The 19,057-nt window shown below is 71.1% G+C and carries 14 protein-coding genes and 1 pseudogene; 9 read left to right on the top strand and 6 right to left on the bottom strand.

Going from position 1 to position 19,057, the window contains the following annotated elements:
* Positions 1 to 114: 114 nt before the first annotated feature.
* The 3 genes from ACWCPW_RS08815 to ACWCPW_RS08805 all read right to left on the bottom strand — a co-directional run bounded on the left by ACWCPW_RS08815 (position 115) and on the right by ACWCPW_RS08805 (position 4,945).
* A complete protein-coding gene (locus ACWCPW_RS08815; protein ID WP_449760851.1) occupies positions 115 to 2,961 on the bottom strand; it encodes a SpoIIE family protein phosphatase in 2,847 nt (948 codons plus the stop codon).
* 326 nt (positions 2,962 to 3,287) lie between these two features.
* Positions 3,288 to 3,455, bottom strand: coding sequence for a transposase (locus ACWCPW_RS08810; protein ID WP_449760850.1), 168 nt, complete (start codon positions 3,453 to 3,455; stop codon positions 3,288 to 3,290).
* Positions 3,456 to 3,490: 35 nt separating this feature from the next.
* The gene (locus tag ACWCPW_RS08805; RefSeq protein ID WP_449760849.1) at positions 3,491 to 4,945 is read right to left on the bottom strand and encodes a DUF4082 domain-containing protein; all 1,455 of its coding nucleotides are present in this window, start codon (positions 4,943 to 4,945) and stop codon (positions 3,491 to 3,493) included.
* A gap of 332 nt (positions 4,946 to 5,277) precedes the next feature.
* On the opposite strand from ACWCPW_RS08805, the gene ACWCPW_RS08800 reads away from it, so the two are divergent.
* The 3 genes from ACWCPW_RS08800 to ACWCPW_RS08790 all read left to right on the top strand — a co-directional run bounded on the left by ACWCPW_RS08800 (position 5,278) and on the right by ACWCPW_RS08790 (position 8,494).
* Positions 5,278 to 6,291, top strand: coding sequence for an SMP-30/gluconolactonase/LRE family protein (locus ACWCPW_RS08800; RefSeq protein WP_449760848.1), 1,014 nt, complete (start codon positions 5,278 to 5,280; stop codon positions 6,289 to 6,291).
* Between the two features lie 293 nt (positions 6,292 to 6,584).
* The gene (locus ACWCPW_RS08795; RefSeq protein ID WP_449760847.1) at positions 6,585 to 8,036 is read left to right on the top strand and encodes a purine-cytosine permease family protein; all 1,452 of its coding nucleotides are present in this window, start codon (positions 6,585 to 6,587) and stop codon (positions 8,034 to 8,036) included.
* A gap of 251 nt (positions 8,037 to 8,287) precedes the next feature.
* Positions 8,288 to 8,494, top strand: a complete 207-nt coding sequence (locus ACWCPW_RS08790) for a hypothetical protein (protein WP_449760846.1) — start codon at positions 8,288 to 8,290, stop codon at positions 8,492 to 8,494.
* Positions 8,495 to 8,656: 162 nt separating this feature from the next.
* Here ACWCPW_RS08790 and ACWCPW_RS08785 read toward each other — a convergent pair whose 3' ends face one another.
* On the bottom strand, positions 8,657 to 9,988 hold the full coding sequence (locus ACWCPW_RS08785) for a glycosyltransferase (protein WP_449760845.1): 1,332 nt from the start codon (positions 9,986 to 9,988) through the stop codon (positions 8,657 to 8,659).
* Positions 9,978 to 10,583: a TetR/AcrR family transcriptional regulator gene (locus ACWCPW_RS08780; RefSeq protein ID WP_449760844.1), complete on the bottom strand. Its 606-nt coding sequence runs from the start codon at positions 10,581 to 10,583 to the stop codon at positions 9,978 to 9,980. The genes ACWCPW_RS08785 and ACWCPW_RS08780 overlap by 11 nt, the downstream gene beginning before the upstream one ends.
* A 184-nt stretch (positions 10,584 to 10,767) precedes the next feature.
* Here ACWCPW_RS08780 and ACWCPW_RS08775 point away from each other — a divergent pair, with 184 nt between their 5' ends.
* Complete coding sequence (locus ACWCPW_RS08775) at positions 10,768 to 11,319, top strand: GNAT family N-acetyltransferase (RefSeq protein ID WP_449760843.1); 552 nt, start codon at positions 10,768 to 10,770, stop codon at positions 11,317 to 11,319.
* A gap of 386 nt (positions 11,320 to 11,705) precedes the next feature.
* Here ACWCPW_RS08775 and ACWCPW_RS08770 read toward each other — a convergent pair whose 3' ends face one another.
* Complete coding sequence (locus tag ACWCPW_RS08770) at positions 11,706 to 12,461, bottom strand: helix-turn-helix domain-containing protein (RefSeq protein ID WP_449760842.1); 756 nt, start codon at positions 12,459 to 12,461, stop codon at positions 11,706 to 11,708.
* A 229-nt stretch (positions 12,462 to 12,690) separates the two neighbouring features.
* On the opposite strand from ACWCPW_RS08770, the pseudogene ACWCPW_RS08765 reads away from it, so the two are divergent.
* From ACWCPW_RS08765 to ACWCPW_RS08745, 5 genes and pseudogenes are all read left to right on the top strand, one after another.
* A pseudogene (locus tag ACWCPW_RS08765) lies at positions 12,691 to 12,945 on the top strand (hypothetical protein); the annotation flags it as partial.
* A 13-nt stretch (positions 12,946 to 12,958) separates the two neighbouring features.
* Positions 12,959 to 13,942 (top strand): ATP-binding cassette domain-containing protein, encoded by a 984-nt coding sequence (locus ACWCPW_RS08760; RefSeq protein WP_449760841.1) that lies wholly within the window; start codon positions 12,959 to 12,961, stop codon positions 13,940 to 13,942.
* Positions 13,939 to 14,730, top strand: a complete 792-nt coding sequence (locus tag ACWCPW_RS08755; RefSeq protein WP_449760840.1) for an ABC transporter permease — start codon at positions 13,939 to 13,941, stop codon at positions 14,728 to 14,730. The genes ACWCPW_RS08760 and ACWCPW_RS08755 overlap by 4 nt, the downstream gene beginning before the upstream one ends.
* A gap of 202 nt (positions 14,731 to 14,932) precedes the next feature.
* Positions 14,933 to 17,548, top strand: a complete 2,616-nt coding sequence (locus ACWCPW_RS08750) for a hypothetical protein (protein WP_449760839.1) — start codon at positions 14,933 to 14,935, stop codon at positions 17,546 to 17,548.
* Between the two features lie 218 nt (positions 17,549 to 17,766).
* The gene (locus tag ACWCPW_RS08745; protein WP_449760838.1) at positions 17,767 to 18,996 is read left to right on the top strand and encodes a lipase family alpha/beta hydrolase; all 1,230 of its coding nucleotides are present in this window, start codon (positions 17,767 to 17,769) and stop codon (positions 18,994 to 18,996) included.
* Positions 18,997 to 19,057 lie beyond the last annotated feature (61 nt).

The following is a 19,057-nucleotide window of genomic DNA, read 5'->3' as shown; positions in this document are numbered from 1 at the left end:
GCGACCGCGCGGGCGCGACGCCCGGATGCCGAACGGCCCCGACAAGGGGGCGCCGGCCCCGGTCCAGATCGGTTCGTGCTCGCCGGGCGTGAACACCGTGGCTGATCGGGTGGTTCAGTCCCGAGAGGCGGGAGGCAGTTGTTCCGTCCACAGGGTCTTGCTGCCGGAACCGGTGTATCGGGTCCCCCAACGGTGGGTCACGGCCGCCACCAGTTGCAGACCGCGGCCGTTCTCGTCCATGAGCGCGGCGTGCCGGGTGCGTGGACTGGATTGACTACCGTCCTGGACTTCACAGGTCAGCGTCGTGCCGCGGATCAGGCGTAGGGTGATCGGTCCCGCGGCGTGCCGGATCGTGTTGCCGATCAGCTCGCTCACCACCAATTCGGTGGTCGCGATCAGGTCCTCCCAGCCCCACCGGGTGAGTTGATCACGCACGAGCTTGCGGGCCGCCGCCGCCGAGGAGGGTTCGAACGGAAGGTGCAGCGAGACGACGTGCTCCGGGGGAAGCCGGTGGGCGCGCACGGCCATGATCGCGGCGTCGTCCTTGGAGTACCCGGAGTCGTGGAGCAGCGCTCCGATGACGGCGTCGCACAACCGACCCAGTTCGGCGGCCTCGTCGTCGGGCGCGTCGTCCTGCCGTTGTGCGTCGATCGCGTCGGTCAGTGCCCCGTGCAGTCGATGCATCCCGACGTCGGGATCCGAGTCCGCGACGCCGATCAGACCGTCCGTGTAGAGCACCAGCAGGCTTCCCTCGGGCAGCACGAAGTCAAGAGTTTCGTAAGGGAGTTGAGCGGTCCCCAAGGGTGGGCCGATGGGGGGTTCGAGGAAGCGCGTGGTGCCGTCCGGGTCGACCACGGCCGGGGGCGGCTGGCCGGCGGAGGCGAGCGTGCACACCCCGGTCGTGGAGTCGTACACGGCGTAGAGGCAGGTCACGTACAGGTCGCCGTCGAGGCCGGCGACGACGTCGTTCAGGTGGGCGAGCATCTCCTCCGGCGGGTGATCCAGGATCGCCAGGGTCGAGACCGCGGTGCGCAGTCGACTCATGGTGATCGCCTCGGACAGCCCGTGCCCCATCACGTCGCCGATGACCAGGGCGACGCGCTCGGCCGAGAGCGGGATGGCGTCGTACCAGTCGCCGCCCACGTCGACGCCTTTGCCCGCGGGACGGTATCGGGCGGTGGAGGTCAGGGCCGCCGATTCGGGGAGCCGCCAGGGCAGCAGTTGCTCCTGCAATCGGCGAGCGCGCTCGTGCTCACGGTCGTAGAGGCGGGCCCGTTCCATGGCCTGGGCGATCAGACCGCTCAGGGCGATGAGCACGCCGCGTTCGGCGCCGGCGAATGAGCGGGGGTGCTCGAAGCCGATCACGCAACTGCCGACCGGATGGCCGCCGGCCGTGAGCGGCAGCAGCGCCCAGGCTCGTCGTTCGCCCGATCGGGCCAGGTCGGCGAGCTCGGGGTAGCGTTCGACGAACGCCTCCAGCGAGGGGATGAACTGCGCGACGTCGGTGTACAGGGGACGCGGTTCGTCCAGGTCTCTCAGTCGGGCGACGAGCGCCGGGTCGTAGCCGACCGCCCCCACCAGGCGCGGTCTCGTGTTCTCCCGGGCGTACATCAGCACGCCGTCGGCGCCGAACGCCGGGAGGATCTGGGCCGCCACGGCCTCGACCACATCCCGCGTGGTCAGGCTCTGGGCGAGGGCTTCGGCCAATGCGCCGATCCGGCGTCCGCGTTCGGCGCCGGCTCGTTCGGCTTCCAGTTCCGCGGTCACATCGGCCATGAAGACCACGAGGTAGGGGTCCGCCACCACCAGGCGCAGTCGTTGCCAGGTCTCGCCCAGCCGTATGTCGACGGTCACCGGCAGGTCGCCGTCCATCGCTTTCGCGAACTGTTCCGGGAGTCCTCGATCCGCGAGTTCGGGGATCACCTCCCAGGGCGTGCGCCCGGTCGGGGAGGTGTGGTCGGTCGCGAGAAGACTCGCCCGGTCGTTGGCGTACAGTACGCGCCAGTCGACGGGGTCCACGATCAGGAACGCGTCGGGGAGATGGCGCAGCACGCGAGCGACGCCCTGCTCCGTCATGCGCTCGGCGGTGGTGATCCAGCCGGTGCCGGTCATCCGCAACGGGGTCTCGTCGTCGGCGTAGCTGGTGTGGCCTCGCAGTTCGACCCAGTTGACCCGTCCGTCGGCCGAACGCACCCGATACTCGACCGAGTACACCTCGTGTCGGGCGATGGCCTGTTCCATCGCCGCGAGCACGCCCTCCAGGTCGTCGGGGTGTACCCGTTGCATCCAGGTCTCGACGCGGCTGTCCCACTCGTCACGGCGCAATCCGGCGCTTTGCAGAATGACGTCGAAGCCCACCTCGTCGATGAGCAGTTCCCCGGTCCGCATGTCCCATTCCCACGTGGCGACCCGTACGCCCGCCATGGCCTCGCGCAGACGCGATCCGGATCCCGACCACCAGGGCAGCATCACCCGTTCCGAGGTCGAGGCCCGCGCGGGCCGGGTGCCGACCGTGTGCACCAGACGGGCGAGGAACGCGCGTCGTTCCTCGGGGACGGGCGTCGTGGTGATCAGGGTGAGGGTTCCGGCGCCCTGCCGGCCGTCGGGGATGGGCAGGACCAGTATTTCCGCGGCACCGTAGCCGAGCGGCCAACCGTCGGCCTCGCCGATACTGCCGGTGCCGGTGCCTCGGTCGGTGTCGGAGAGGGCCAGTGCGATGGCTTTGCCCTCGCGCATCGCCCGTGCCGGTCCGTTGGAGCCGTCGGCGGGGAGGTCCTCCCATCGACCCGCGTGGCTCGCCCGGAGTCCGCTGATCGCGGCCAACCGCAGCACGTTTCGGTCCGGTGCCCGCAGGTGCACGAATCCGGCCAGGGCCCCCGTGGCAGTCACCGCGTGATGCAGCGCCAGCCGCGCCGACTCGACCTCGTCGATGTCGGCGTCGGCGCAGGCAGTCCGTAGCATCCCGAGTCTCGCGGCGTCGACGGAGCCGGGATCCGGTTTCCCGAGCCCATCCATGCGTGGCCCCTCTCACGGGACAGAAACGCACATAATACCCAAAACATGATCGATGAAGAGGCTCGCGCGAAATCTCGAGGGCGATGGGGCGGCTTGCCGCCGGGCCCTTTTGACGGGCCCGGCGGCATGCCGGTGGGCACGGAAGATCGTGGAGTCGACCGCGACGACCCGGTCGAGATCTCCTTCGGCGTCGGCTGCGCCGGGAGGGCGGTGAAGGGTTTCGCCCGGGTGCCGTCCGCGGCCCACATCCGCAGCGGGTTGTGGGCGCCCTGTCACGAGGAGAAGTGCTCGGGCAGGTCCATCCACGGCGTCCCGGCGCGGTACTCGAACGCGATCGCGTCGATCACCTGCCGGTGATGCCGCCACCGCCCACCCCGCCGAGGCGTGCGCTCCGGCAGCAGCGGCTCGATCCGTGCCCGCCGGGCATCGGTCGACGACACACATCAACCGGCCTTCGGATGTCCGAAGGAACTGGCTAGCCGTTGGTGGTGAAGACGACGTCCACCCAGAAATTGGTGCCGTTCCCGGCGCTGGTCGGGAAGCCGCTGGAGCCGTACTTGTACACGCCGTTGCCGCCGACGCCGCCGGACGCGGGGGCGATGATCGCGCCGCCGGCCGCTTCCGTCAATCCGCCGTCGGTGGAGGAGTACCGGCCCGCGGGGGCGAAGTACGAGGCCACGTAGGTGTGGTTGGGGTAGATCGGGACCGGTTGGTCGAACGTCACCTGCTGCCGGCCCGATTCGGACTCGTTGGTGAACGTGGCGGTGGCCAGTCGAGACCCCGCGCCGTACCAGATGGTTCCGGTGTGCGGGCCGGTGTTGCCGGGGCCCTTGTAGAACCGCAGGCCGGTGGCGTACCCGCGGGTGTTGACGCCGAATTTGACGCCGACTTCGATGCTGGTGGTGTCGTTGTCCGCGAGTACGGCGGGCGTCGCGTTCGAGGGCCAGATGGTGCAGGACGGATCGCAGACGGGCGGCGGGCTGTCGGCCGTGGTGAAGGTCCACCTCTTGGCGGGCATCGGGGTGCCGTCGACGGATTTCACGCCGACCAGGTCGACGAAGTAGGTGTTGGCGGGCGCCAGGTGGTAGGTGAGATCGAAGGTGGTGATGCGGCCGGCGGCGTTGTAGGTCGTGGTGCCGGGACGCCCGCCGCTCTCGCCTTGCCAGACCACCCACTGGATGGTGGAGGGTTGCACCTCCCGGTCGAAGGCGGCGGTGATGTTGGTGTCGACCGGGACGGAGGTCTCTCCTTGCGTCGGGGAGATGTCGATGACCACCGGCGCGGGGGCGGGGGCGTCGGAGGTGTTGAACACCGGGTCGACCCAGTAATTGGTGTCGTTCCAGGTCGAGTTCGGGAATCCGGTGCCGTAGAGGTAGACCCCGTTGCCGCCGGCGGCGTCGCTCGCGGGTGCGGTGAGCGGGCCGCGGACGTGCGCGGTGGTCAGGCCGCCCTGGTCGGCGTTGTACCTGCCGTTGGGCGCGTGGTACGAGGCCACGTAGGTGGTGCCGGCGGTGACCGGGACGGGCTGGGCGAAGTTGACCTGTTGCCAGCCGGAGTCGGACTCGTCGGTGAACGTGGCGGTGGCCAGTCGATCGCCGGACGCCGACCACAGGGTGCCGGTGTGCGTGCCGGTGTTGGTGGCGTCCTTCCAGAAACGCACGCCGGTGATGTAACCGGACCGGTCCGCTTGGAACTTGACGCCGAGTTCGGTGGCGGCGGTGTCCGGATCGGGGCCGGAGGAGGGTTGTTCGGTCGATGCCCACAAGGTGCACGGGCAGGTGACCGGCTGGGCCGGAGCGTCATTGACGCCGATGTCGGTGGAGCCCGCGGCCGCCCGGGGTGTCCCCGGTGCGGCCACGGTTAACGCGAGCAGGAGCGCGAAGATCGTCGCAATGGTTGCTCTGTGCAGCCTTGGCCAAGGTATGTTCATGGGTTCCCCCCACTCGAACATCACTTCCCGGGGCGGTTGTCCCGGGGCCGAGCTGTGGGAAAGTCTGGCGCACGTCCCGGCCCGTTGTCCGGGGTTTGTCCTCCCGCGAAGCGGGTCGTGGAGTTCCGCATGACGGTCCGGGGGAGTCACGAAGATGGTGATCACCGGCGGCAGCCCTCGACACCCCTCACCGCCGAAGGTGGGCTCCGTAACTCGCCGCTCCCCGGGCGAGATCGGATCCCGACTCGTGCCACGCGTCGGGGACAATCGACGGACGGCCCCACGAGCGAGGGCGGTCGATGGGTTGCCGACACCCGGGTAGGGAGCCTGCCATGTCCTTGAACCGCCGCCTCATCTCGCCCCGCCGCTGGACACCGCCTCCCGCCCCCGCCGACCGGGGGCGCACACCCGGTACCGGCCGTTTCGTCGTCGCCCGCCGCATCGCCACCGGCGGTCACGGCCCCGAGGACGTGATCTTCGACAGGCGGGGCGGCCTGCTCACCGGTCTCGGCGACGGCACCGTCGTACGTATCGACCCCGCCGCCGGAACCCGCACGGTGGTGGGCAGCACCGGCGGCCGTCCGCTGGGGTTGGAACCGGCCGCCGACGGCGGCATCCTGATCTGCGACCACAACCGGGGTCTGCTGCGGATGTCCGCCGACGGATCGGTCGAGGTGCTCGTCGACACCATCGCGGGCCGGCCGCTCACCTTCGCGAGCAACGTCGTCGAAGGCCCGAACGAAACCATCTGGTTCACCGTGTCCACCCGCCGCTGGGACCTGGAGCACTACGTCGGCGACATCGTCGAGCACTCCTGCACCGGCCTGCTCTGCCGCCGAGACCCCGACGGCACCGTCACCGTGCTGCGCGAAGGCCTCAAGTTCGCCAACGGACTCGTCCTCGCCCCGGACGCCTCGCACCTGCTCGTGGCCGAGACCGCCGGGTACCGGATCAGCCGCCACTGGCTCACCGGCCCGAGGGCCGGAACCGACGAGCCGTTCGTGGAGAACCTCGCCGGCATGCCCGACAACATGAGCCTCGGCAGCGACGGGCTGCTCTGGGTGTCCATCGCCGCGCCCCGCAACGCGCTGCTGGACAGGCTGCTGCCCCTGCCGGGACTCCCGCGTGTCCTCCTGTGGAACCTGCCCGAGGCGCTACGGCCCAAGGCCGCACCCGTCGCCTGGGTGATGGCCTTCGACCTCGACCGGCGCGTCGTCCACGACCTCCGCGCCGACAACGTCTCGTACGGCTTCGTCACCGGCGTCGCGGAGCACGAGGGCACGGTGGTCGCCGGCAGCCTGCACGAGGACGACATCGTCGTGCTCGCGTCCTCGCCCGCCGGGTAGGTGACGGACCCGGCCGGAACCCGCCGCCGCGCGGTCACCGTACGGCATCCCGCACGCGGCTCCCGGCGGTTTCACGGTCGGAAATTCCCGGCGGCACCGATGTCGTCGGTGGGCGCCGGTTCGCTGTCGACGCCGGGAATCCGTCGCGTTTCGGTGCCCGTGTGGCCGGCTGCGGGGTGTCCACCGAATGAAATTCTTCATTCATGATCTTGAAGTCTGTTCATCTCCATGCCAGATTCGGCGGGACACAGACACAGTTCGGCGTGATCGCCGCTACGCCTTGGGAGCCACGCATGCCGATCGAGCAGACCCCCGAGGGGGGCCTCGCGCTGGAACGCCGCACCATCGAGGTGATCCCCGACGCCGAGCGGCACGGTACGCCGCTCAGCCAGTTCACCCTGTGGTTCGGCGCCAACATGCAGATCACCGCGATCGTGGACGGCGCCCTGGCGGTGGTCTTCGGCGCCGACGCGCTGTGGGCGATATTCGCCCTGCTCATCGGCAACGTGCTGGGCGGGGCCGTGATGGCGCTGCACTCGGCGCAGGGGCCGCGGCTCGGGGTTCCGCAGATGATCTCCAGTCGGGCGCAGTTCGGCGTCTACGGCGCGGTCCTGCCGTTGCTGCTGGTGATCCTGATGTACCTCGGCTTCGCCGCGACCGGCACCGTCCTGGCCGGTCAGGCGGTGTGCGAGATGCTGCACATCGACAATGCCAAGGTCGGCATCCTGATCTTCGGCGCACTCACCGCGGTGGTGGCGGTCACCGGCTACCGCCTGATCCACATCGCGGGCCGCATCGCGACCGTCGTCGGCGCGCTCGGCCTCGGCTACCTGATGATCCGCCTCTTCACGCAGTACGACGTCGGCGCGCACGTGGGCGAAAAGGGCTTCGACATCGCGACGTTCCTGCTCGCCATCGGCCTCGGCGCCGGGTGGCAGCTCACCTTCGGCCCGTACGTCGCCGACTACTCGCGCTACCTGCCGCGCGACACCAGCCTCCGCGCGACGTTCTGGTCGACGTTCGCGGGCTCCGTCGTCGGTTCCCAGATCGCCATGACGCTGGGGGCGCTCACCGCGGCCGTCGCGGGCAAGGCGTTCCTGCCGGACCAGGTCGGCTTCCTCGGCGATCTGGCGGGCCCCGCGTTCGTGGCGTTCCTCATCTACCTGGTGATCGTGGTCGGCAAGCTGACCGTCAACTGCCTGAACGCGTACGGCGGCTTCATGTCGATCCTGACCATCGTGACGGCGTTCGACGGGCGTTCGCGGATCTCGCAGGTCGCCCGCGCGGCGTACATCATCGGGTTCACCGCGGTCTCGGTGATCATCGCGATGGCGGCCAGCGCGGACTTCCTGACCAACTTCAAGAACTTCGTGCTGCTGCTCCTGATGGTCTTCACGCCGTGGAGCGCGATCAACCTCGTCGACTACTACCTCATCTCGCGCGAGCGCGTCGACATCCCCGCGCTCTACGACCCGAACGGCCGTTACGGCCGCTGGAACGTCACCGCACTGACCTGCTACGTCGTGGGCGTGGCGGTGCAGATCCCGTTCCTGGCCACCAAGATGTACACCGGCGCGCTCACCAAGAAGCTGGACGGCGCGGACATCTCCTGGATCGTCGGCCTCGCCGTCACGTCGGCGCTCTACTACCTGTGGGCGCGCCGTGTCGCCAACCCGCCCGCCGAAACCATCCGCCCCGCCGAGTCGCAGGCCGGCGACACCCGCGCCGAGGCGCCGGTCGGCTGACGGCCGCGCACCCCGCGCACACGGTGGATCTCCCGCCACCGCGTTCGAACCCGCCGCCTTCGTACGGTCCCTCCCGTCGGGACCGCGCGGAGGCGGCACGTGTGTGTCGGCCGCCGACCGCAGTACCCCTTCTCGAACGCTCCCGCGACCTCGCGACGGAGGTCGGCGACCGGGACACCCGCGCCGAGGCACTTCGCCATCCGGGCATCGCCGACCACGCCACCGGTCGCCTGGCGGCGGCTCGGGAACACTTGACCGAATCGTCCCGGATCCGTCGGGAGATCGGCCAGGCCGACGGAGTCGCGTCGAACATGGTGGGTCCGGGCTACATCGCCGCCGCCGAGGGTCGCCACGACGACGCGGTGTCGATCCTGGCCGAGGCCCACGCGCCGGCGCGGGCCCACGGGGCAGACAACATCGTGCTCCGGATCGAGGAGGCGCAGGCGCACATCCGGTAGAGACGCGTGACGACCGAGTCCGGTCCCACCGCGTGGCGGACCGGACTCCGTCGTCTGTCGTCCGCGTCGTGGTTGGCGCCACGGCCCTCGTACGGGATCCGACCGCGGGTGCTGTCGTCCCCTTCGGTCGGGTCGATGGCCCGCAGCGGGTGTGACGGGGCGTCAGCCCGCGAGCGTGCCCGTCTGCCCCGACGGTTCGGCCGCCTCGTGGCCGAGGGTGCCGGCGGCCCCGGGTGTGCCCCGCTCGGCGAGGGCCTCCAGTTCGGCGACCGCCCGGTCGGTGGCGGTCTCGGCGGCGATCGCCCGCGCCATCCGCTCGGCGGCGGAGCGGTACGACGGGTCGTTCAGTACCCGCTCGACGGCGCGCGCGATCGTCCGCGCCGAGGCGCCCTTGCCCACGGAGACGCCCGCGCCCGCCAGCCGGACGTGCCCCGCCACCTCGATCTGGTCACGGCCGAGCGGCACGCAGACCATGGGAACCCCTGCGCCCAGCGACTTGACGGTGGTTCCGTGGCCGGCGTGCGTGACGGTCACGGCGGCGTGGCGCAGCGCGAGGCTGTGCGGCGCGGAGGCGGTGACCAGGACGTTGGCGGGTGCGCGTACCGTCGCCGGATCCACGGCGGGGCCGGTGGTCAGCAGCCCGCGGACCGGCAGGGTGCCGAGGGCTTCGGCGATGCGCTCCAGCAGGTCGTGCTGCTTCATGAACGACGAGCTCAAGCCGACCAGTACCAGGGGTGCGTCGCCGTCCGGCAGGGTCAGGTCCCCGGCCCAGGCGGGGTCTTCCAGGCGGGGGCCGACGTGGCGTATGTGGTCGGGGAACTGCCGCCCGGCGTGGTCGAAGGCCCGTGGCGAAAGCACGAGTACCCGGTCGACGCGCTCGAACGCCTCGACGACCGAGCCGAGCGGTTCCAGGCCGTTCGCGACGCGTGCGGTGTTGAGGGCCGGCAGCCCCTTCACCCACGGTTTGCCGGACAACCGCGTCACGACGCGGTCGCGCAGCCGGCCGGGCGCGCCCTTCGCCGGGGCGAAGCCGAGGCCGGGCGGCGGCGCCCCCGGGGTGGGGAAGGGATAGATCGTCGTCGTCAGCGAGGCCGTCGGGACGCCGGCCGCCTCACCCGCGGTGGCCACGCCCAGCAGCATGTGCTCGGACACCAGTACGTCCGTCGGCCGGGCGCGCAACTCGGCGAGGGTGTCCCGGGCGTAGTCGGCCGCCGGCCCGCAGACGATGCGGTCGCGCAGCCGGGCGGCCGCGCCGAGCGGCGTGCGGGCCTCGAAGTCGCGGATGACGTCCTTGCTCGGGTCGCTGGGGTCGCCTTGCGGCGCGGTGGTCCAGGCGACCGCCTCCAGACCCGCGCCCACGATCTCGTCGCGCAGCGACTCGTCGGCCAATACCCGCACGCCGTGGCCGCGTTCGCTCAGCGCGCGGGCGACCGACAGTACGGGTGGCACGGCTCCGCCGCCGGCCCACGTGGCGAAGAGGAAGTTACTCGGCATGGTGTTCCTTCCGAGGGTCGATCGCGGTCAACATGTCGCGCATGGCTCGTTCGGCTTCCTCGCGGGAGAGGCCGAGGTCGCGGCGCCACAGCTTCCACAGGTAGATGTCCGTGGCGGCGTAGTGCAGGTTCAGCGCGTGATCGCGGGCCGGTCCGGCGGCGGGGAGCCGGTCGGCGAAGACCCGTTCCAGCCAGGCCCGGTGGAGACCGCGGGCGTGTGCGGCGGCCCGGGCGGCAGCGGGGATCCGGTCCATCTGCGCGATCCAGAGCACGTTGGCGTCGCCTTGTTGTTCGTAGTCGGCGAAGAGGACGGCGACGATCGCCGCCACATCGCCGGTCGGCGCCTGGCGCGCGAGCTCGGTCTGTGCCGCCACCGCGTCCGCGACGGCGTCGGCGAGACCGTCCTTGCCGCCGAAGTGGTTGACGATCGTCTGCACCGACACGCCGGCCGCGTCGGCGATGTGCTGCAACGTCACCTCGTCGTGCCAGCGCCGCGACCACAGTTCGGCCGCGGAGCCGATCACGCGCGCCCGGGTGGCCTCCAGAGCCGCGGCCCGGGCGCCCATACGGTACGAGCGCCTGCCCTCACTTTCCATGGAGTTGATTCCATATTGAATTGAGTGGGAAGTCAAGTGAAAAACTCGCCGCCTGCGCCTGCGCCTGCGCCCTGCCGCGCGGGCGGGCGTCGGTGGTCACGCATGGTTCGTCGGGCGAGGGGCCCGTGGCGCGGCGGCGATGGACCCCCCCGCCGGGGCACTGAGCGGCATAGAGTCCACGACCATGGTCGATATCACCGGCGCCCGCCTGGGGCTGCGCGAGTTCCGCCCCGACGACGTGGACGCGATCGTCGCGATCTACGGCGACGCTGCCGCCACCCGCCATCTGTCGTTCGAACCGCGGACCCGCGAGCAGGTGGCGGTCATCGTCGAGCGCTCGATCGCCTCGGCGAACGCCGACCCGCGCACCGAGTACGCCACCGCGGTGACCCGTGGCGACGATGTGATCGGGTTCGCTCGGCTTGCCATGGACCCGCACAGTCCGCGTGGAGCCACCATCGGCTTCGCCCTCCGTCCGGACGTGTGGGGACACGGGTACGGGGTCGAGACCGTACATCTCCTCGCCGCACTCGCGTTCCGGAACCTGGATCTGCACCGGATCTGGGGGGCTCGCGCTCCCTTGAACGAGGTTTCCGGGCGGACGATGGAACGTGCCGGGTTCACCCGCGAGGGCACGATCCGCGAGCACGTCCACGTCCGCGGCGCGTGGCGGGACTCCGTCGTGTACGCGATTCTCGACCACGAGTGGGAGGCGCCGGCCGACTTCCCCGGCTGAGCCGAGCAGCACCACCGCTCCCGACTACCGCTCCCGAGTCGCCGACGACGCCGTCTTCACCCGCGCGGCGCGGGGACTCGCCGCCGAAAGGAGCAATGGCGCGCCCGTCGCGCCGCCGCCTGCTGGGATGGGGCAGCGGATCCCCGTCCGAACAGGTCCGTGTGCCGCAGTCCTTCCCACGTGGGTGGGCGCCATGACCGCGGTCATCGCCCGCACGGCTCTCGCGTTCCCGGGCGGGGCGGGCGCCGCCACCGCCCGCCCCGCCCGGGAACGCGAGAGCGGCGCGTCGAGCCGGCCGCCGGCCGCGTCACGCCGTTCACCTCGATCCGGCGGCGACGCGATCAGGCCGAACCCCGCACGACGACAGGGACTTCCGCCCGGGCCCTCTATCCGCGTTCCGGGTGAGGTTCGGCGGTGCCGTCCGCACGCGTTTCGGGTTTTGTGCCGAGGACCTCGCGGGCCTGCATCGCGGCGCGCAGGACGCTCTCGCTGATGAAGTCGCTGAAGCGGGCGACGTTCTCCAGGCGGGTGGCGGCCGGGGTGTCGCGGCCGAGGATGCCGACACCCTGCCGTGCGATCTCGGCGACCTGGGCGGTACCGCGAGCGCTGTCGATCGTCGACTGGTACCAGACGTCGTCGTCGACGAGGTAGCGCTCGCGGCGGCGTTCGTCGCGCACGCGGCGGACGAGGCCCTGGCTTTCGAGGAACGCGATCGCCTTGGAGACGGACGCCGGGCTGACCTGGAGGTGCCGGACGAGTTCGGACGCGGTGAGGCTGCCCTCGTCGGTGATGAAGAGGCAGGTCAGCACCCGGGCCATCATCCTGGGCAGGCCCTGTTGCATGAGGACGGTGGTGAACGTCTCCTCGTACTCGCGCAAGGCCTCGTCGTCGCGTCCGTGGGCCTGTGCGGGCACTCCCTGTCCGCCGGACGCGGTCTGCCTGCGCCGGTGGGCGCGGCGTTCGGTGGCGCGGTGGGCCAGGTCGGCGCGGTAGGCGATGGGTCCGCCGTTGCGCATCACCTCACGCGTGATCGTCGAGGTGGGGCGTGCCAGGCCTCGGGCGATCTCCGCGTAGGCGAGGCTGTCGGCCAACCCCAGTGCGATCTGCCGGCGTTCCTGCTGAGTGAGTCTGCCTCCCGGCATCACGATCTCCCTTCGCTCGTCCCTGTCGACCTCAGCATAGCGTTCACCTCTCAATCATTGCAACGTCGACGGAGAAGTCGTTGCATTAAGCGCACTACTGTTGCAACGATTCCATGGCTTTGAGCTGCAAAGATGGTGATCATTCGCAATGAAACTGTTGAGCAATCTTTAAATGCAACGTAGCTTTCTCGATATCGGAAACAGCAGACACCGGAGGGCACGATGCAGACGTTCGGGCGGCCCCGCGGAGATCAGCACCCAAAAGGGCGACATCCACATCGCCGAGGCGCTCTCCGGCACGGTCGTGCTGCGCACGCAGATGGGCGACGTGGCGGTCGGCGCCGCGGCCGGAGTGTCCGCGTCCCTGGACGCCGGCACCGGGCACGGACGGATTCACAACGCGCTGAAGAACACCGACGGCATCGCCGACCTGGCCATCCACGCGACCACCGGCCACGGCACCATCACCGCCCGCAGCCTCTGAAGCAGGAGCACCCATGACCAACCCGGCCATCGCCGCGAACGGGCTGCGCAAGTCCTACGGCGACAAGACCGTGCTCGACGGCGTCGACATCACGGTCCCCGAAGGAACGATCTTCGCCCTGCTCGGCCCCAACGGCACCGGCAAGACCACCGCCGTGAAGATCCTCTCCACCCTCGTCTCCGCCGACCCGGCCTCCGGCGAACTGCGGGTCGGCGGGCACGACTTGGCCACCGACCCGCAGGCGGTACGGGCCGCGATCGGCGTGACGGGGCAGTTCTCCGCCGTCGACGGGCTGATCACCGGCGAGGAGAACATGCTCCTCATGGCGGACCTGCACCACCTGTCCAAGCGCGAGGGACGCCGGGTCGCCGCCGAGTTGCTGGAGCGCTTCGACCTCACCGAGGCCGCGAGGAAGCCCGCCTCCACCTACTCCGGCGGCATGAAGCGCCGCCTGGACCTGGCGATGACGCTGGTCGGCAGCCCGCGGATCATCTTCCTCGACGAACCGACCACCGGCCTGGACCCTCGCTCCCGCCACAACATGTGGCAGATCATCCGCGAACTCGTCTCCGACGGCGTCACCGTCTTCCTCACCACGCAGTATCTGGAGGAAGCAGACGAACTCGCGGACCGGATCGCGGTCCTCGACGACGGGAAGATCGCCGCCGAGGGAACCGCCGCGGAACTCAAGCGGCTCGTCCCCGGCGGGCACGTCCGACTCCGCTTCGTCGAACAGCGTGCGTACGAGCATGCCGCCGCCGCCCTGCACGAGGTCGTGCGCGACGAGGAAACCCTGTCGCTGCAGATACCCAGCGACGGCAGCTCACGCGAGCTGCGAGCCATCCTCGACCGGCTGGACGCCTCCGCCGTGGAGGCGGACGAACTCACCGTGCACACCCCCGACCTCGACGACGTCTTCTTCGCCCTGACCGGCCACCCCACCGCCCCCGCACCCGACGCCGCGGCACCCGCCGTCCTGAAGGAAGCCGTCCGATGAGCGCCTTCTCCCTCGCCGTACGCGACTCGAACACCATGCTGCGCCGCAACCTCCTGCACGCGCGGCGCTACCCGTCCCTCACCCTGAACCTGCTGCTCACGCCGATCATGCTGCTGCTGCTCTTCGTCTACATCTTCGGCGACGTGATGAGCGCCGGCATCGGCGGCGCCGGCGCGGACCGCTCCGAGTACATCGCCTACATCGTCCCGGGCATCCTGATGATGACCATCGGCGGCGCCACGGTCGGGACCGCGGTGTCGGTCTCCACCGACATGAGCGAGGGCATCATCGCCCGCTTCCGCACGATGGCGATCCACCGCCCGTCGGTGCTCATCGGGCACGTCGTCGGCAGCGTGCTGCAGTCGATCGTCGGTGTGGTCCTCGTCGGCGCCGTCGCCGTGGCCATCGGCTTCCGGTCCACGGACGCGACCGCCCTGGAGTGGTCGGCAGCGTTCGGCCTGCTCGCGCTGTTCGCCCTGGCACTCACCTGGATCGCGGTCGGAATGGGCCTGGTCAGCCCGAACGCCGAGGCGGCCGGCAACAACGCGCTGCCGCTGATCCTGCTGCCGCTCTTCTCCAGCGCCTTCATCCCGGCCGACACGATGCCGGGCTGGTTCCAACCGATCGCCGAGTACCAGCCGTTCACCCCGGCCATCGAGACCCTGCGCGGCCTGCTGCTGGGCACCGAGATCGGCCACAACGGATGGCTCGCCATCGCCTGGTGCCTGGGCCTGACCATCCTCGGCTACCTCTGGTCGACCTCGAAGTTCAACCGCGACCCGAGGTAGCGGTCATGACAGCGCGGGCCGCCTCCCGCACCTCGTCCCACCCCAGGGCGGCGCACTCCGACCCCGCGTCGGCGTCCGCCGCCCTGTCGGCGTTCACGGGCGCGATCACCCGTCGCCGCATGGGCGGTTCGGGCCGACCCGCCGGAGGGCCGGTCGGGCACGTCGATGGTTGCGGCGTGGGGTGTGGCGGAGGATGGTGCGCGTGAACATGTCCGATGGGGCTGCCGGAGTGAGCGCCGCCTTGATGCTGTGTGATCCGGCGCGGGTGGCGGACCTCGCGCTGCGGTTGCGCGAACCGGTCCTGGACGCCCTCGCCCGGGCACGGGATCTGCCGCCGGAGCTCGTCCGGCGCCTACTGGCGAGCGCCGGCCCCGAGACCCACGCGGCCCTCGCCCGCAACGCCCTCGCGCGCGGGACCGCGCTGACGGCGGACGTCGCGGTCGCGCTCGCGACGCTGGGTTGGCCGGAGTTGGCGGTGCGGCTGTACCTGGCCGACCACCCGTCGGAAGCCGAGTCGCCCGGGCGATACGCGACCGCACCCGGGGCGAGCCCGGCCGACACCCGCGCCCGTGCCGAGGCCGCTCGGGCCGAGACCCGGAACCGGACACTGGCCGCGCTCCGCGTCAGGTCCGCGGTGCTGGCCGCGGCGGATCCGGCCGATCCGCGTTGGTACCAGCCCGGCGGCCTGGTCGAACGACTCTCGGATACCCGGGCCGACGTCCGCCTCGTCCCGGCGCTGCGTGGCCCGTTCCCCGAACCGATCGCCCGCGCGCTCCAGGTGTTCGGCGACGATCCGACCCCCGCCGTACGGCTCGACGCGAGGCGCCGGTTGGCGGAGTCCGGTGCCGACGAGCGGTTCGCGGCTTTGGCGGAACCGGCCGCGCCGCTCACCGTTGTCCGCGGCACGTCCGGTGAACGGCGCGAAGCGGCTCCGGCCCCGCCGCCGCTCGACGATGCCACATTCGCCGCGCACCTGCTGCTGCTCGGGTTGCGCCATCTGGACCGGCGGGCGCCGAAGGAGGACCGGTACGCGAACGACGACGACGAAGACTGGAACGCCGATTTCGCGGTCTACGCGTGGACCGAATTCGCATCGGTCCCCGACGAACCGCTGCCGTGGGACCTGATCCTGGCCGAACACGCGCGCCGCCCGTTCACGGGCATGGGCCTGGCGGCACTGACCACGCGTGCGGGATGCCCGGCGGACCTGGCCGCCGAGGCGTACCGCGAAGAGCCGTACCGGGTCCTGGCCGTCGCGCCGGACGTCGTCCCCCTGGAATGGATCACCGCGTTCGAGACCGGCACGTCGATCGGCGTCGTGTGGGAGCCGCTGCTGTCGCGCGGCCTGGCGGAAGGCCGGTACGACCCGGACGAGGTACTGGACTCGGTCGCCCCGGCGACCGGTGTGTTCGCCGCTCTTCCCTTGGCCGTACCCGGCGTGCGCGGCGCCGTGGCGCGCCTTGCCGCGTGCCTGGGCACGGATATCGCCGCGTGGACCGCGATCCTCACCGGAAGGGCCTGGTTCCGGGGTACCGCAAGGCGGTTCGTCGATTCGGCGGTCACCGGACAGGTCCCCGAACGCCACAACACCACGTTCGCGGGCGCGCCCCACTCGGCGAACCCCGTCGAGTCGGCCTTCCGGATCCTGTTCATGTGCACCGAGGCGAACGTACAAAGCGCGCTGATCCCGAGGTTGCCGCCCCGGGCCCTGGAACTGCTCTGCATGCCCGGCGGCGTGAACGCGGCGTCGCGGGCCGCGATCCTCGCCGAGCACGGCCGCGCCGCCGCCCTGGCGATGGCGACGTATACGACGGACCTGTCGCCGGAGGAGACTTCGAAGCTGCTGGACCGCGACGACCCCGAGATCAACGCCCGGTTGTACGCCCGCGCCCGGCTCACCCGGGCCCAACGCGTGCGCATTGCCTCCGGTACCGACCGGCACGGCCGCCCGCGCGCCGTCCCGGTCTCCGAAAGCGTCGCCACCTGGGACCGGGAGCCGCCACCGGACCAGCTCCTCGACCGGATCGCGGCCGCCCGGCGGTCGGGGCATCCGCTGATGCTGCGGCACCTCCCCGCGCACGCGGCCGGGCGGACCGCGGCGCCGCGCCTGGCGATGCTGGTGCGGCTGTGGGAATACGGTGGGCCGCACGACGTACGGGAACTGCTGGAGGCGACGAGCCCTCCGCCGCTGCGTGGTCGGACCGGAACCGAGACGTGGCCGGCCCGGGTGCGAGCGGCGGCTCGGCGGGCACTGGCCGCCGGACCCGAAGCGGGACTCGACCTGCTGCGCGCGGCGGCCGACGACGCGGCGCGTCCCGAGGCGGTGATCGCGGAACTGCGCGAGGCCGTCGGCGTGGTGCTCCCGTTCCGGGACGAGGACCTTCCCTGGCCGGAGCTCCTGCGAGCACAGGCCGAGCGGCCGTTCGACGGCGACCTGACCCGAAGCCTCCTGGACCACCCCGACTGCCCGACCGAGTTCCAAACCGCGGTGCTGCACAGCCTTGCCTCGCTCGGGACGTTGGGCACATGGACGGCGCAACGCCTGGCCTCCGGCGCGCTCACGGTGCTGGACGTGGCGGCGACCGCGTGCACGCCGGCGCCGCAGGCGGTTCGCATCATCACGGAACACGCGGCACGGACACCCGACTTCCTTCGCGACCCCGCGGCCCGGGAGCTGATCCGCCGCGTCCGCGCCCGACTCGACCACACCGACGCGTGGGTGGTCGCGGTGCGGCTGCTCCCCGAGTTCACCGGCACCCTGCTCGAACTCGTCGACACCGCAGCCGCCACGACCGGGCACGCCACCCCTCCATCCTGATCCGCCACACACAAAGCCTTCGACCCGCCGTGCCGAACGCGCTCGGATCGCCGCCGAGCGGATCGCCCCCTCCGGGGGGCCACTCGGCCGTCACCCGCGTGGGTGACCTTCACCGCCGGGTCTCGACACCGCACCGGTTGTTTGGCCGAGGATGGGTCCGGGCCCGCGCCCCCGGCGTCGGGCGTCCCGAACTCCCGTCCAGGTCAAAGGAAACACGCATGTCCGAACCCACCGAACAAGACATCTCCGCCGCTTTCGCGACGGCTGCGCCGATCGTGCTCGCCGCCGCCCCACACGTACTCCCGCACCAGGCGCCTCCCGAGCCGGACGAGATCTGGGACCTGCCCCGCGGCAGCGCCTGGGTGTACCGCGGCGAGGGCAACCACGGCATCGTCCGGCCGGTGATCCTGGCGGACGGCTTCAACACCGGACCCAGCACGCTCGAATTCCTGTGGGCCGGGCTGGAGAGCGGCGACTTCCCGCTGATCACCGAAATGCGCCGCCGGGGCCGCGACGTGATCCTGCTCGGCTTCGCCGAACGCAGCGCCTCGATCCTCGACAACGCCGAAGCGGCCGTCGCGGCGATCATGCGGACGAACGCCGACCGGGTGGGCGACACTCGGCTCACCGTCGGCGGCTTCAGCATGGGCGGCCTGGTCACCCGCTACGCGCTCGCCAAGATGGAGTCCGAGCACATCGACCACCGCACCGGCGTCTACTTCTCCTACGACAGCCCGCACAACGGCGCCCACATCCCGCTCTCGCTCCAGGCGTTCGCCCACTACATCCGCAGACTCGACCCCCGCTTCTCCGACCAGATGAACAGCCCCGCCGCACGGCAACTATTGTGGCGGCACATCGAGAACTGGTCCGCCAAGCCCGAAGTCGACCCACTGCGCACCCGGTTCCTCGACGAACTGGAGCGGGTCGGTACCTGGCCGCGGATCCCGCTGAAGCTCGCCCTGGCCAACGGCGTCGCCACCGGCGCCGGCAACGGCATCACGCCCGGCACCACCGCCGTCAAGGGCAAGGGCCTGGCCATCATCGGAACCGACCTGCGCACCACGCCCACCGGAGCCGACACCCTCTCCGCCACGCTGCGGGTGCTCACCCCGCAGAAGAACGAGGCCCGCGCCGAGGGACTGCCCGACATCGACGGCGCCCCCGGCGGCACCCTGGAGAGCTTCGAAATCCTCGCCGACGCGCTGAACAAGGTCATCGGCCTCGGCGTCGCCAACCCCGTCACCGAGCACTGCTTCGTTCCCACCGTCAGCGCCATCGCCGCGGACCGCGGCCTCGACACCCACGACGACCTCTACACGAACATCGACGCACTCGACCGTGACCAGGTCGCCGTCGACGACTTCGCATGCGCCTCGGACAACGAGCGCCACACCAAGGTCACCGCCGAGTTGTGCACCTGGCTCCTCGACCGCCTTCCCGACTGATCCACGCCGCAAGAACGCGAGGGGCCGTGCCGCATCCGGCACGGGCCCCTCGGTGGGTGCC

The organism is Embleya sp. NPDC001921, from assembly GCF_053594475.1.
Note: the sequence above shows the minus strand (reverse complement) of the source record. Positions and strands in the feature narration are given on the sequence as shown.